This window comes from Shigella sp. FC1567 (genome assembly GCF_001743015.1).
In the GTDB taxonomy this organism is placed as follows: domain Bacteria; phylum Pseudomonadota; class Gammaproteobacteria; order Enterobacterales; family Enterobacteriaceae; genus Escherichia; species Escherichia coli.
The window spans coordinates 1-13,568 of record NZ_MIIV01000019.1 but is presented as its reverse complement, the minus strand read 5'-3'; the positions used below and the strand labels follow the sequence as shown (position 1 = coordinate 13,568).

Annotated in this window: 13 protein-coding genes and 1 pseudogene; 6 read left to right on the top strand and 8 right to left on the bottom strand. The window is 53.1% G+C overall.

Annotation, left to right across the window (positions count from 1 at the left end):
* On the bottom strand, positions 1-159 hold a 159-nt coding region (locus BHE85_RS01645), incomplete at its 3' end, for an IS1 family transposase (RefSeq protein ID WP_032277379.1).
* Between the two features lie 64 nt (positions 160-223).
* Between BHE85_RS01645 and BHE85_RS01640 the strand changes: the two genes are divergently transcribed.
* The 3 genes from BHE85_RS01640 to ibsE all read left to right on the top strand — a co-directional run bounded on the left by BHE85_RS01640 (position 224) and on the right by ibsE (position 2,526).
* Entirely contained in the window at positions 224-1,852 is a 1,629-nt protein-coding gene (locus tag BHE85_RS01640; RefSeq protein WP_000493388.1) for a flotillin family protein, read from the top strand.
* 238 nt (positions 1,853-2,090) lie between these two features.
* Positions 2,091-2,150, top strand: coding sequence for a type I toxin-antitoxin system Ibs family toxin (locus tag BHE85_RS01635; protein WP_001387081.1), 60 nt, complete (start codon positions 2,091-2,093; stop codon positions 2,148-2,150).
* 316 nt (positions 2,151-2,466) lie between these two features.
* The gene (gene ibsE / locus BHE85_RS01630; RefSeq protein ID WP_001387082.1) at positions 2,467-2,526 is read left to right on the top strand and encodes a type I toxin-antitoxin system Ibs family toxin; all 60 of its coding nucleotides are present in this window, start codon (positions 2,467-2,469) and stop codon (positions 2,524-2,526) included.
* Between the two features lie 119 nt (positions 2,527-2,645).
* Here ibsE and hldE read toward each other — a convergent pair whose 3' ends face one another.
* From hldE to ygiF, 3 genes are read right to left on the bottom strand one after another with little or no spacing between them, the layout of a single operon-like run.
* Positions 2,646-4,079: a bifunctional D-glycero-beta-D-manno-heptose-7-phosphate kinase/D-glycero-beta-D-manno-heptose 1-phosphate adenylyltransferase HldE gene (gene hldE, locus BHE85_RS01625; RefSeq protein WP_000869227.1), complete on the bottom strand. Its 1,434-nt coding sequence runs from the start codon at positions 4,077-4,079 to the stop codon at positions 2,646-2,648.
* Positions 4,080-4,126: 47 nt separating this feature from the next.
* Positions 4,127-6,967, bottom strand: a complete 2,841-nt coding sequence (gene glnE, locus BHE85_RS01620; RefSeq protein ID WP_004986053.1) for a bifunctional [glutamate--ammonia ligase]-adenylyl-L-tyrosine phosphorylase/[glutamate--ammonia-ligase] adenylyltransferase — start codon at positions 6,965-6,967, stop codon at positions 4,127-4,129.
* A 22-nt stretch (positions 6,968-6,989) separates the two neighbouring features.
* Entirely contained in the window at positions 6,990-8,291 is a 1,302-nt protein-coding gene (gene ygiF, locus BHE85_RS01615; RefSeq protein WP_000046272.1) for an inorganic triphosphatase, read from the bottom strand.
* A 241-nt stretch (positions 8,292-8,532) separates the two neighbouring features.
* On the opposite strand from ygiF, the gene BHE85_RS01610 reads away from it, so the two are divergent.
* Both BHE85_RS01610 and cca read left to right on the top strand, forming a co-directional pair.
* The gene (locus tag BHE85_RS01610; protein ID WP_001125333.1) at positions 8,533-9,153 is read left to right on the top strand and encodes a TIGR04211 family SH3 domain-containing protein; all 621 of its coding nucleotides are present in this window, start codon (positions 8,533-8,535) and stop codon (positions 9,151-9,153) included.
* Between the two features lie 63 nt (positions 9,154-9,216).
* Positions 9,217-10,455 carry a fused tRNA nucleotidyltransferase/2',3'-cyclic phosphodiesterase/2' nucleotidase/phosphatase Cca gene (gene cca / locus BHE85_RS01605; protein ID WP_000708501.1) on the top strand — a complete coding sequence of 413 codons (1,239 nt, stop codon included), beginning with the start codon at positions 9,217-9,219 and terminating at the stop codon, positions 10,453-10,455.
* Between the two features lie 156 nt (positions 10,456-10,611).
* Here the strand turns inward: cca and bacA are convergent, their stop codons facing one another.
* Positions 10,612-11,433, bottom strand: coding sequence for an undecaprenyl-diphosphate phosphatase (bacA, locus tag BHE85_RS01600; RefSeq protein ID WP_001305111.1), 822 nt, complete (start codon positions 11,431-11,433; stop codon positions 10,612-10,614).
* A 90-nt stretch (positions 11,434-11,523) separates the two neighbouring features.
* Positions 11,524-11,892 (bottom strand): bifunctional dihydroneopterin aldolase/7,8-dihydroneopterin epimerase, encoded by a 369-nt coding sequence (folB, locus tag BHE85_RS01595; protein WP_001295541.1) that lies wholly within the window; start codon positions 11,890-11,892, stop codon positions 11,524-11,526.
* Positions 11,893-11,996: 104 nt separating this feature from the next.
* On the opposite strand from folB, the gene plsY reads away from it, so the two are divergent.
* Positions 11,997-12,614, top strand: coding sequence for a glycerol-3-phosphate 1-O-acyltransferase PlsY (gene plsY, locus BHE85_RS01590; protein ID WP_001272796.1), 618 nt, complete (start codon positions 11,997-11,999; stop codon positions 12,612-12,614).
* A 12-nt stretch (positions 12,615-12,626) separates the two neighbouring features.
* Here plsY and ttdR read toward each other — a convergent pair.
* Positions 12,627-13,319 (bottom strand): annotated as a pseudogene (gene ttdR, locus BHE85_RS01585) (L-tartrate utilization transcriptional activator TtdR); the annotation flags it as partial.
* A 15-nt stretch (positions 13,320-13,334) separates the two neighbouring features.
* Positions 13,335-13,568 (bottom strand): IS1 family transposase (locus BHE85_RS01580; RefSeq protein ID WP_242412313.1); only part of this gene is annotated, 234 nt, incomplete at its 5' end.

The window sequence follows — 13,568 nt, the reverse complement described above, 5'->3', positions numbered from 1 at the left end:
GTGCGTACCGGGCTGAGAGGCGGTGTAAGTGAACTGTAGTTGCCATGTTTTACGGCAATGAGAGCAGAGATAGCGCTGATGTCCGGCAGTGCTTTTGCCGTTACGCACCACGCCTTCAGTAGCGGAGCAGGAAGGACATCTGATGGAAATGGAAGCCACGCAAGCACCTTAAAATCACCATCATACACTAAATCAGTAAGTTGGCAGCATTACCTACTCCTGGATGTTTACCGCGATTATTGCCGTATGCATTCTGTTTATTATTGGAATTATTTTCGCCAGGCTCTATCGTCGCGCTTCGGCAGAGCAAGCTTTTGTTCGTACTGGTTTAGGTGGGCAAAAAGTGGTGATGAGCGGTGGCGCAATCGTGATGCCGATCTTTCATGAAATAATCCCCATCAATATGAATACTCTGAAGCTGGAAGTCAGCCGCTCAACCATTGATAGCCTGATTACGAAAGATCGTATGCGTGTCGATGTAGTAGTCGCTTTCTTTGTACGGGTAAAACCGTCTGTAGAAGGCATCGCCACTGCGGCGCAGACGTTGGGGCAACGCACGCTATCACCAGAAGACTTACGTATGTTGGTTGAAGATAAATTTGTCGATGCCCTCCGTGCAACAGCTGCACAAATGACCATGCATGAGTTACAGGATACCCGCGAGAACTTCGTGCAGGGAGTACAAAATACTGTCGCAGAAGACCTGTCGAAAAACGGTCTTGAGCTGGAAAGCGTTTCACTTACCAACTTTAACCAGACCTCGAAAGAACATTTCAATCCGAACAATGCCTTTGACGCCGAAGGTTTAACCAAACTGATTCAGGAGACGGAGCGCCGTCGTCGCGAACGTAACGAAGTTGAACAGGATGTAGAAGTTGCGGTGCGTGAGAAAAACCGTGATGCACTTTCGCGCAAGTTGGAGATTGAACAACAAGAAGCGTTTATGACGCTTGAGCAGGAGCAGCAGGTTAAAACCCGTACTGCCGAACAGAATGCACGTATTGCGGCTTTTGAAGCTGAACGTCGTCGTGAAGCAGAGCAGACGCGAATTCTGGCTGAACGACAAATTCAGGAAACGGAGATCGAGCGCGAGCAGGCCGTCCGCTCAAGAAAGGTTGAGGCTGAACGTGAAGTTCGTATTAAAGAGATCGAACAGCAGCAGGTCACCGAAATCGCCAACCAGACGAAATCGATCGCTATTGCCGCCAAATCGGAACAACAGTCCCAGGCAGAAGCGCGTGCTAACCTTGCACTCGCAGAAGCAGTAAGTGCGCAACAAAACGTAGAAACCACTCGCCAGACCGCAGAAGCCGATCGTGCTAAACAAGTTGCCCTAATCGCTGCCGCGCAGGATGCAGAAACCAAAGCGGTTGAACTGACCGTGCGGGCGAAAGCAGAAAAAGAAGCCGCAGAGATGCAGGCGGCGGCTATCGTTAAGTTAGCCGAAGCTACACGTAAAAAGGGTCTGGCGGAAGCAGAAGCACAACGTGCGCTGAACGATGCTATCAACGTACTTTCTGATGAACAAACCAGCCTTAAATTCAAACTGGCCTTGTTGCAGGCGCTACCTGCGGTAATAGAAAAATCCGTTGAGCCGATGAAATCTATTGACGGTATCAAGATTATTCAGGTCGATGGTCTGAATCGTGGCAGCGCTGCGGGTGATGCAAACACGGGTAATGTGGGGGGCGGAAACCTGGCGGAACAAGCATTATCAGCCGCTCTCTCTTACCGCACACAGGCACCGCTGATTGACTCCTTGCTCAATGAAATTGGCGTTTCAGGCGGCTCACTGGCGGCATTGACTTCACCCTTAACCTCAACAACTCCCGTCGCCGAAAACGTAGAATAAATTTTCAGCTATGAACGTCCCTGGCACAAAAAGCCGGGGATTTTTTATATCTGCGTTCCGCTAAAAACTGCAAATGATCAGGTCGTTGCAACGTTTTGCGTGACCGCTCGGGGAAGGCAAAACTGCCTCTGGGAAAGCGTTGCGCGAGGTCCGGCGCTCATCAACAATCGGGGAGTCAGCAAAGGGCTGAAACGGGAAAGCCCCTCCCGAGGAAGGGGCCTTACAGAAGGAAAGGGTTATGATGAAGCTCGTCATCATACTGATTGTGTTGTTACTCGTAAGTTTCGCAGCTTATTAACAGCCAATCAGAGGGGGGAGAAATCCTCCCTCACCCTTGTTCCTTTACTTTAGGTTGAAAAAAAATCAGCGTCAAGAAGGTTTCATTAACACATATCCCTAGCCCAAAAAGCCGGGGATTTTTTATATCTGCGTTCCGCTAAAAGGTGCAAATGCTCAGGACGTTGCAGCGTTTTGCGTGACCGCTCGGGGAAGGCAAAACTGCTTCAGGGAAAGCGTTGCGCGGGGTCCGGCGCTCATCAACAATCGGGGAGTCAGCAAGGGGCTGAAACGGGAAAGCCCCTCCCGAGGAAGGGGCCTTATAGAAGGAAAGGGTTATGATGAAGTTCGTCATCATACTGGTTGTGTTGTTACTGTTAAGTTTCCCGACTTACTAACAACTGATCAGAGGGGGGAGAAATCCTCCCTTACCCTTGTTCCTTTACTTTAGGTTGAAAAAACAACAGCGTCAATAGGCCTGCCTGCTACGAAGCGAGATCTGTGAACCGCTTTCCGGTTAGCCTTTTTTATCCTGTTGGATCTTCTTGATGATGTTAGTGGTCGAGCAACCGTCTTCGAAGTTGAGCACCAGCACTTCGCCGCCGTTGGCCCAGACTTCTTTACTCCCGGCGATCTCTTCTGGTTTATAGTCGCCGCCCTTCACCAGTAAATCTGGCAGGATCCCGGCGATCAAGCGCTGCGGCGTGTCTTCTTCAAACGACACCACCCAGTCGACCGCTTCCAGTGCGCCCAGCACAATCATACGCTGTTCGAGCGGGTTAACGGGGCGGGAATCCCCTTTCAGCCGTTTGGTGGAGGCATCGCTGTTCACAGCGACAATCAGACGGTCACCCAGTTTGCGAGCATTTGCCAGATAGGAGACGTGCCCGGCATGCAGGATGTCAAAGACACCGTTGGTCATTACCACCTTTTCGCCGCGTTTACGCGCTGCCGCTACGGCCAGCTTCAGTTCCTCTTCGGTCATCACGCCAAAGCCGGTATCTGCGCGCCCACGCACTGCATTTTCCAGCTCGATCGGCGAAACCGTGGAGGTTCCCAGTTTGCCGACCACCACGCCAGCCGCCGCATTGGCAAAGAAGCAGGCTTCTTCCAGCGAATTACCCGCTGCCAGCGTTGCCGCCAGGACGCCAATCACCGTGTCGCCCGCACCGGTAACGTCATACACTTCCTGCGCCTGGGTTGGCATATGCAGCGGCGCTTTACCCGGTTGCAGCAGCGACATACCCTGTTCGGAACGGGTCACTAACAGAGCCGAGAGTTCGTAATCGGCAATCAGTTTCATGCCGCGCTCAACAATCTCTTCTTCGGTCTTACATTTACCGACAACAGCTTCAAATTCCGAGAGATTCGGCGTTAACAGCGTAGCGCCGCGGTAGCGCTCAAAATCGGTACCTTTTGGATCAATCAGCACCGGAACGCCCGCTTTACGCGCCAGTTGGATCATCTGCTGTACGCTTGCCAGCGCACCTTTGGCGTAGTCAGAAAGCACCAGCGCGCCAATCGAACTCAGCGCCTGATTAATCCGCTCGTGCAGCGGCTGCGGATCAACGCCTTCGAAACCTTCTTCGAAATCCAGACGGATCAGCTGTTGGTTGCGGGAAAGTACCCGTAATTTGGTGATGGTCGGATGCGTCGGTACAGAAACGAAGTCGCATTTGACGTTGACGTCGGCCAGAGATTTACTCAGCGCGCGCGCTGCATCGTCAATGCCCGTCAACCCGACCAGGCGTGCATTAGCACCGAGAGAAGCGATATTCATCGCCACGTTAGCCGCGCCGCCCGGACGTTCTTCGATGGTATTCACTTTAACCACGGGCACCGGCGCTTCCGGCGAGATACGGCTGGTGGGACCGTACCAGTAACGATCCAGCATTACATCACCAACCACCATCACTCCTGCACGTTCAAACTCTGACAGCGTTACTTTCATTCCTGTCTCCTGAGAGATTCAAAATTTGCGCGCGATAATACCATACTTCATTCTTCCACCAGCCACTTCTGCCAGCTTGCCCGCACCAGATCACGCTCTGCGGTGAAGCAATCCTCCGACACATGGCCCGGCAATTCCTGTAATGCCAGATGATGAAGTTCATCGCGCAGCGTCGTGTAAGCACGGGTCAGCGCCATCGCTTCCTGCTCTTCCATAATGTCGTTTTGCGCCAGCAGCTCCAGAATACGCACGTTGTCTGACCAGCGCGTTAACTTCGGTTTTTCATGAGCGTAGCGCAACACCAGATATTGGGTAATAAATTCGATATCGGTAATTCCGCCTTCATCGGCTTTGATATCAAAGCGATTACGATGTTTATTGCCGAGATGAGCGCGCATTTTCTCGCGCATTTCCCGCACTTCCGTTTGCAGAGTTTTACCTTCACGCGGCAGCATCATAATCTCGCGACGCACTGCGTCAAAGTGCGCGGTGAGCTGCGGATCGCCGTACACTACACGCGCACGCACCAGCGCCTGATGCTCCCACGTCCAGGCCTCGTTTTTCTGATAATCAGCAAATGCTTCTGCGGATGTCACCAGCATTCCCGCCGCCCCGGACGGACGCAGTCGTGCATCCACTTCATACAAAATGCCGGAAGAGGTTCGCGTATTGAACAGATGCATAATGCGTTGCGCCAGACGCAGATAAAACTGTCGCCCGTCGATTTCCCGCTCGCCGTCAGTCATCGCATCCATTGGGCAATCATGGAGGAAGATCAGGTCAAGATCGGAACTGTAGCCTAACTCCCAGCCGCCCAGCTTGCCGTAGCCGACCACCGCAAAACCACGGCCTTCGCGATCGTTGAGGTGATTTGGCTTACCGTAGCGGGCCACCATTTGAACCCACGCCTGCTGAACGACGGCATCTATCATAGCCTCTGCCAGCCAGGTTAAGTGATCGCTCACTTTCATCACCGGTAGCGTACCAGCGATATCCGCTGCGGCGATGCGTAACAGCTGCGCCTGTTTGAACTGACGCAGCGCCTCAAGCTGTTGCTCTTCGTCATCTTCCGGCACGCGCAGCAAATACTGGCGCAACTCATCGCGGTAGGCATCGGTCGCCGTCGGCTGGTAAAGAGTGTTTGGATCGAGCAATTCATCCAGCAATAATGGATAACGCGCCAGCTGGCTGGCAATCATCGGCGATGCGGCACACAGAGAAATCAAATGTTTAAGCGCCGCAGGGAATTCACTGAGCAATTCTAAATAGGTGGTGCGGGTAACAATCCCCACCAGCAAGGCGGTAATGCGCGACAGCGTAACGGCAGCGTCTTCACGCGCACAGACATCACTTAGCAGATGTGGCATCAGATGGTCGAGCACCTGACGTCCTCGCGGCCCGATAGTACGCTTATCCAGCTCTTTGCGGAAATCAGCAATCAGCGTTAGGACCTGTTTGCGATCATCCTCGCTAAGATGCGCCAGCACTGGCGTAGTGTCATCTTCCTGCAACGCATCCTGCCACAGCTCACGCCACTGTTCCGACAGCGACTCTTCCTGAGTTTCACTTTCGTCGTCGCCAATCAATTCATTAAACACCCGGCGCACATTGGTCATATGTGCGGTCAGCGCCCCGGTCAGTTGCGGCCAGTCAGCAAAGTCCATCGCCCACGCCAGCCGCGCACGGTTAAGCTCATCAGAAGGAAGCGTTTGGGTTTGTTCGTCGTTAATGCTTTGCAGCAGGTTTTCCAGACGCCGCAGGAACAGATATGCCACTCGCAATTGTTCAGCATCGTTTTCAGAAAGCAGATGCAGCGCGGCAATGACGCTGAGCGTTGGCAGTAAAGAGCGCGACTGCAGCGACGGTTCGCGCCCACCGCGAATGAGCTGGAACACCTGAACGATAAATTCAATTTCGCGAATGCCGCCTGCGCCGAGTTTGATATTGTCGGTCAAACCACGTCGACGCACTTCACGGGCAATCATCCCTTTCATGTTGCGCAGCGACTGAATCACGCTGAAATCGATGTAACGACGGAAAACAAACGGGCGCAGCATCGCACGCAACTCGTTAGCATAGACGCCTTCGCTATCGCCCATAATCCGCGCCTTGACCATCGCGTAACGCTCCCAGTCGCGCCCCTGCTCCTGGTAATAATCCTCCAACGCGGCAAAGCTCAGCACCAGCGGGCCACTTTCGCCAAACGGACGCAGCCGCATATCCACGCGATAGACGAAGCCATCCTGCGTTGGTTGATCCAACACTTTAATCAGCCGCTGCCCCATGCGGGTAAAAAACTGCGCGTTATCCAGTTCCCGGCGTCCGCCCTGCGTACAACCATGTTCCGGCCAGGCAAAAATCAGATCGATATCTGAGGAGAAATTCAGTTCCCCACCGCCCAGCTTACCCATGCCTAAAATCAGCAGCGGTTGCGCTTCGCCCTGCGCATTGCACGGCGTTCCCCACTCGCGGCAGCAAGCGTCATACAGCCAGTCACGCGCGGCGACAATCAGCGTCTCCGCCAGATGGCTGAGCTGCTGCAATATGCTCTCTTCAGTAACCAAAGCCAGCGTTTGCGCCCAGGCGATGCGCACCATAATGCGCCGCCGGAATAGCCGCAGCTCGCGCATTAACCCGGCTTCGTCACTCACATTGCTGAGCGCCTCCTGCAACCATGCCGCGTAATGCTGCCATTCATCAGCCTGCGGCGATTGGCTTTCCAGTTCCGTCAGCCACTCTGGATGCGCAATCACGCTGTCCTGCACAAAATCACTGAAAGTAAGTACTGACTTCGCCTGTGCGCTAAGTGATTTCTCGGCTAAAGGCTCTGGCAGCCGCTCAACAACGGTCTGCCAGTACTGCTGTAACGGTGAAGAGAGCGGCTTCATAAGCGATTTTATCCTTGCCTGATTAACGTTTTCCGCTGTGCAACCAGAACGGTTCCTGATTGTTTGCCTCATTACGGAAATGTTCAATTTCAATGCGTTGCCCGGTCGCAATAGCGTGACGCAGCCCCTGCCAGTTCTCCAGCCAGGCTTGCGCGACGACAGGATCATAGTAACCCGCCAGCAACAGTATTGAGTCAATATCACGCGTCAGACGTGGCAACTGGTCACGGTAGCGATCGCCCAACGGCTGGCAGAAAACGCTTTTCAGTTCAGCGGCATGGCGGGAAAGATGGATATCGGCAAAGCGTTTGAAGGAATCGCTCATTTTACTCTGCGCTTTGGCATCTAAAAACGGCTGCCAGGCTTTGCTTACCAGCCATTCGGTCAACGCCAGCTTCGCCATTGCCGTTTTGGTAGAGTAGACCGCCGTCACGGCAGAAACCGCAGAAGCGATGGTCGCTTCGCATTGAGTCAGCAAATCGCGTAAGTGAGTGCTCGCTTTGCGCGGCACAATACCACCGAACAGCATCAGTGTATGACGGACCAGACCAATGGCTGCCAGCACCTGTTCTTTCGCCGCATCGTTGCCGCGTACCCACAGTTCTTCATGATACTGCCATTGCGCTAACGCCAGCTCGAGCGCCGCTTCCAGCCCCTGTTCCACATCGGCTTTTGCCGCAACATGCAAAATGGTGGTCGGTTTGATTTCACGCGCCGGATTGCCCTGCGCCAGATGATAGCCACGCGCCGCTTTGCTCAGGCTGCCCTGGCGTAATCCGGTTTGCGATACCAGTTGGTTCGCCAGTTTCAGCACCGCGCGCGTGTCGCCGCTAAGCAGTTCCAGTTCCAGCTCACAGATAGGTTCAGCAAATTCCCCCGCTTTCACCTCCCCCTGATCGAGAGCGATTTCAATTCGGCTGTCATCGACCGCCACCAGCCATTTTTCGCGATAAAAATCGGTGCTGAACAGCGGTTGTACGCGGGAAGCGAGATCGGCGGGCAATTCGCCGTTCGGCCAGACTTCCGTCGGTAACTGCGCCAGGTCGAGCGTCGGTTCGCTCAACGCCACGTTATATTCCGGGCGCTGGTGTAAGCCGCCTGTCACTCTTCCTGCAACTTTCATGGTCATCTCATAGCGACCGTTTTCGCCACGAATACGTAAGCCCATATCGTGCCCACGCAGCCAGTTATCCGGCGTTTCGTAGTAAATATTCAGCAACTGCACGGGGTCATGGTGCTCGCCGCCCAGCGTATTGAGATGGTCACGCAACGCCTCAACGGCACTGTGATTAACAATAAACTTTAATTCGATTTCCTGAGCCATGGCCTTTACTTATCGGTTATGTCACATAAGTGACGATGAACGGCGAACTTAATGCGATCTTTTTTGTCAGTAGATAGTATTTTGCGCCAAATTGCCATGCAACGGGCAATTTGACGGGCGTAAAAGTTTGAAGCAGTGGCAAGACCTGACACAGAGGATTCCGATTGATGTCGAATGCTTTGCGTAGCGACACTGATGCCACTACTATCGTTCCACTTTCCATGACAATAACGACAGCCTGATGCCAAAATTACGCCTGATCGGATTAACTTTACTCGCACTTAGCGCCACTGCCGTCTCACACGCTGAAGAAACGCGCTATGTTTCTGATGAACTGAATACCTGGGTCCGTAGCGGTCCGGGAGATCATTATCGCCTCGTGGGCACGGTTAACGCCGGCGAGGAAGTGACCTTATTACAAACTGACGCCAACACCAATTATGCCCAGGTGAAAGACAGCTCTGGCCGTACCGCCTGGATCCCGTTGAAACAACTTAGCACTGAGCCAAGCCTGCGCTCCCGTGTGCCAGATCTGGAAAATCAGGTCAAAACCCTGACCGATAAACTCACCAATATCGATAACACCTGGAATCAGCGCACCGCAGAAATGCAGCAAAAAGTGGCGCAGAGCGACAGCGTGATCAACGGATTAAAAGAAGAAAATCAGAAATTGAAAAACGAGCTGATTGTCGCGCAGAAAAAGGTCGATGCCGCCAGCGTACAGCTGGATGACAAACAGCGCACCATCATCATGCAATGGTTTATGTATGGCGGTGGCGTGCTGGGGCTTGGCTTGCTGCTCGGTCTGGTACTGCCACACCTGATCCCAACGCGCAAACGCAAAGAGCGCTGGATGAACTAAATCGCCTTCTTCGTTGCACTGTCTTATTATTAGGAATTGTGTATTTGACGAAGGGATGATGGCGTGAAGATTTATCTGGTCGGTGGTGCTGTTCGGGATGCATTGTTAGGGCTACCGGTCAAAGACAGAGATTGGGTGGTGGTCGGCAGTACGCCACAGGAGATGCTCGACGCGGGCTACCAGCAGGTAGGCCGCGATTTTCCTGTGTTTCTGCATCCGCAAACGCATGAAGAGTATGCGCTGGCACGTACCGAACGGAAATCCGGTTCCGGTTACACCGGTTTTACTTGCTATGCCGCACCGGATGTCACGCTGGAAGATGATCTTAAGCGTCGCGATCTGACCATTAATGCGCTGGCCCAGGACGATAACGGCGAGATTATCGACCCGTACAACGGTCTGGGCGATCTGCAAAATCGTCTGTTGCGCCATGTTTCCCCCGCTTTTGGCGAAGATCCGTTACGCGTTCTGCGCGTGGCGCGTTTTGCTGCGCGTTATGCCCACCTCGGTTTTCGTATTGCCGATGAAACTCTGACGCTGATGCGCGAGATGACCCATGCGGGTGAACTGGAACACCTGACGCCTGAACGGGTATGGAAAGAGACGGAAAGCGCCCTCACCACCCGCAATCCCCAGGTGTTCTTCCAGGTACTGCGCGATTGCGGTGCACTTCGCGTTTTATTCCCGGAAATTGACGCCCTGTTTGGCGTTCCGGCCCCTGCCAGGTGGCATCCGGAAATCGACACCGGTATTCATACCTTAATGACGCTCTCAATGGCGGCGATGCTGAGTCCGCAGGTTGATGTCCGTTTCGCAACTTTATGCCACGATCTCGGTAAAGGACTGACGCCGCCAGAACTTTGGCCGCGTCATCATGGGCATGGCCCGGCGGGTGTTAAGTTAGTGGAACAACTATGCCAGCGTCTGCGCGTGCCAAATGAAATTCGCGATTTAGCCAGACTGGTGGCTGAGTTTCACGATCTCATCCACACCTTCCCAATGCTGAACCCAAAAACCATCGTCAAATTATTTGATTCCATCGATGCCTGGCGTAAACCGCAGCGTGTCGAGCAACTGGCGCTGACCAGCGAGGCTGACGTACGCGGCAGAACCGGTTTTGAATCAGCGGACTACCCGCAAGGCCGTTGGTTGCGCGAAGCCTGGGAAGTGGCGCAGTCAGTGCCGACAAAAGCGGTCGTTGAAGCGGGATTTAAAGGTGTGGAGATTCGCGAGGAGCTGACCCGACGGCGGATTGCGGCGGTAGCCAGTTGGAAGGAACAACGTTGCCCAAAGCCTGACTGAGTATAAAACTAAACGTTAACACGAACCATCCCCTCGCCCCTTCGGGGAGAGGGTGAGGGGAACAGACCAGCACCGGTGCGAACAATCACCCCCACCCCGGCCCTCTCCCTACAGAGCGAGGGAGAAAACCAGGCCTGCTCCCGAACCTTTTCTCAATCAAAAGAACACGACGTACACCGCAGCCGCCACAATAAAGCGATAAATGGCGAACGGGATAAACGAAATGCGCTTAATCAATTGCAGGAAGGTTTTAATCGCTATCAGCGCCACCACAAAAGCGGTGATAAACCCAACGGCAAACATCGGGATATCGCCGGTTGTCAGGAAGCCCCAGCTTTTGTAGAGATCGAGCGCCGTTGCGCCCATCATCATCGGTACCGCCAGCAGGAACGAGAACTCGGAAGCAGCGTAACGGCTCACGCCCATCAGCATCCCACCTGAAATGGTGGCCCCGGAACGGGAGAAACCCGGCCACAGCGCCAGACACTGGAAACAGCCAATCATAAACGCCTGACGATAGGTCATATCATCAAGACCCGGCGCACGCGGCTCTTTCGGCTTCAGGCATTCGGCGGCAATCAGCAACAAACCGCCAACGACCAGTGCATACATCACATTTATCGGGTTAAACAATGACTTAATCGTGTCGTGGAACAACAGCCCCAGTACCACCGCCGGAATCATCCCCAGCAAAATGTGGATCAGCGTTAAACGACCTTTGCTTTCTCCTTCGTGCTGCAACGGGCGGCCAAAGTGGATGCCAATCAGGCCAAACAGACGCCGCCAGAACATCACTACTACCGCCAGAATTGATCCTAACTGGATCACAACTTCAAAGGTTTTCGCCGTGTCGCCCTCGAACCCCAACAAGTGACCGACAATAATCATATGGCCCGTGCTGGATACCGGCAGAAATTCTGTCAATCCTTCGACCACACCCAATATTGCCGCTATCAGCAGCGAGTGCATATCGCTCATCAATAAACCCCTAAATTATTAAAATGTACCGCTTGTCCGGACTACTGCAGTAAGACCAGGTTATAACCGTTTGGTTTAACAGCTGTAAAATTAATTATTTTCTTTCAGATTATTGCCACGCTCAATGATTACACCAACATTCGCCGCCCGCGCCACTGCGCCTGGCTTGCTGAGTTTGATGCGCACCCACGGCGAGTTGAAGCGTGCTAACAGCAGCTCCGCCACCTCTTCAGCCACGCGTTCCACCAGCGCAAAACGCGCCCCCTCGACGTGGCTGACCACCGTTTCTGCAATGTCAGCGTAACTGAGGCAATCCGCCACATCATCACTTTTCGCCGCTTTACGGTTATCCCATGCCATTTCGATATCGAACACTAACTTCTGTTCGATGGTCTGTTCCCAGTCGTAAACACCAATAGTGGTGATTACCGAAAGTTGCTCTATAAATACAATATCCATCACGTCCTGCCTGCTTTTTGGCTAACCGGATACCACTTCCGGCGAAATGTGCGTATTATCCACAGATTCATCGTTGAACACGAATTTTCAAAACGGAACAGCTTATGAGTGCAATCGCGCCTGGAATGATCCTCATCGCGTACCTCTGCGGCTCCATTTCCAGTGCCATTCTGGTTTGCCGCTTGTGTGGGCTGCCCGATCCGCGAACCAGCGGCTCCGGCAATCCAGGCGCAACCAATGTGTTACGTATCGGTGGCAAGGGAGCAGCCGTAGCAGTACTGATTTTCGACGTTCTGAAAGGAATGTTGCCCGTCTGGGGCGCGTATGAATTAGGTGTCAGCCCCTTCTGGCTAGGCTTAATTGCCATCGCCGCCTGTCTTGGACACATCTGGCCCGTTTTCTTCGGATTTAAAGGAGGAAAAGGCGTTGCTACCGCTTTTGGTGCCATCGCACCCATTGGCTGGGATCTCACCGGAGTAATGGCGGGAACCTGGTTACTGACCGTGCTATTGAGCGGATACTCGTCGCTGGGAGCGATTGTCAGTGCACTGATTGCTCCGTTTTATGTCTGGTGGTTTAAGCCACAATTCACCTTCCCAGTTTCGATGCTCTCTTGCCTGATCCTGCTGCGTCATCATGACAACATCCAGCGTCTGTGGCGTCGTCAGGAGACAAAAATCTGGACGAAATTCAAAAGAAAGCGCGAAAAGGATCCCGAGTGATTTCTGGTGGATCTACATGACCTGATAGCCTTCATCGGGCTTGCCCAGCCGTTGCTGGCACCATGCCGCCAGAAATTCCACGCAGACACGTAATTTCATGCTGCGATAGAGCGGCTCCCGGTAAACAGCCCAGATATTGGCGCTTTGTGCATACTCCGGCAATACTTGCACCAGTTTGCCACTCTCCAGAAACGGCAACACATCCCACTCGGAACGCAGCATAATCCCTTTGCCCTCCAGCGCCCATTGCAACACTATCTCGCCGCTATTGGAGGAAAGATGCCCGCTAACCTTCACCGATTTTTTCTCCTGACCGTTCCCCAACTCCCATATTCCGTGGGTCATATCGCGCTCTTTGGTCACCAGACAGTCATGACGACTTAATTCCTGTAATGATTGTGGCTGCGGATATTTTTGCAGATACTCAGGTGCTGCGCATAATATTCTTTTATTTTTCGTTAACAGATGCGCAATATAATAATCAGGAATTTCGTCATTAATACGAATATCCAGATCAATATTATCCTGCACTAAATCAATTTGCCGATCGAACAATTCAAAATGCACCTGTAACTCAGGATAATTGCGCATAAGTTCGGTAATGGCTGGCGCAATATGGCTGCGCCCAAAACCAAAACTGCAACCAATACGAATCATCCCCTCCGGGCGCGTTTTGATTTGCGTGACGTCATCGACCAGTCGCTGGGTAATGACTCCAACTTACTGATAGTGTTTTATGTTCAGATAATGCCCGATGACCTTGTCATGCAGCTCCACCGATTTTGAGAACGACAGTGACTTCCATCCCAGCCTTGCCAGATGTTGTCTCAGATTCAGATTATGTCGCTCAATGCGCTGAGTGTAACGCTTGCTGATAACGTGCAGCTTTCCCTTCAGGCGTGATTCATACAGCGGCCAGCCATCCGTCATCCATACCACGACCTCAAAGGCCGA

Bases quoted from the DNA above. Each gene is read 5' to 3' on its own strand.
- BHE85_RS01640 (WP_000493388.1), top strand. From the start codon at position 224: ATGTTTACCGCGATTATTGCCGTATGCATTCTGTTTATTATTGGAATT.
- bacA (WP_001305111.1), bottom strand. From the start codon at position 11,433: ATGAGCGATATGCACTCGCTGCTGATAGCGGCAATATTGGGTGTGGTC.
- folB (WP_001295541.1), bottom strand. From the start codon at position 11,892: ATGGATATTGTATTTATAGAGCAACTTTCGGTAATCACCACTATTGGT.
- ygiF (WP_000046272.1), bottom strand. From the start codon at position 8,291: ATGGCTCAGGAAATCGAATTAAAGTTTATTGTTAATCACAGTGCCGTT.
- plsY (WP_001272796.1), top strand. From the start codon at position 11,997: ATGAGTGCAATCGCGCCTGGAATGATCCTCATCGCGTACCTCTGCGGC.
- glnE (WP_004986053.1), bottom strand. From the start codon at position 6,967: ATGAAGCCGCTCTCTTCACCGTTACAGCAGTACTGGCAGACCGTTGTT.
- BHE85_RS01610 (WP_001125333.1), top strand. From the start codon at position 8,533: ATGCCAAAATTACGCCTGATCGGATTAACTTTACTCGCACTTAGCGCC.
- hldE (WP_000869227.1), bottom strand. From the start codon at position 4,079: ATGAAAGTAACGCTGTCAGAGTTTGAACGTGCAGGAGTGATGGTGGTT.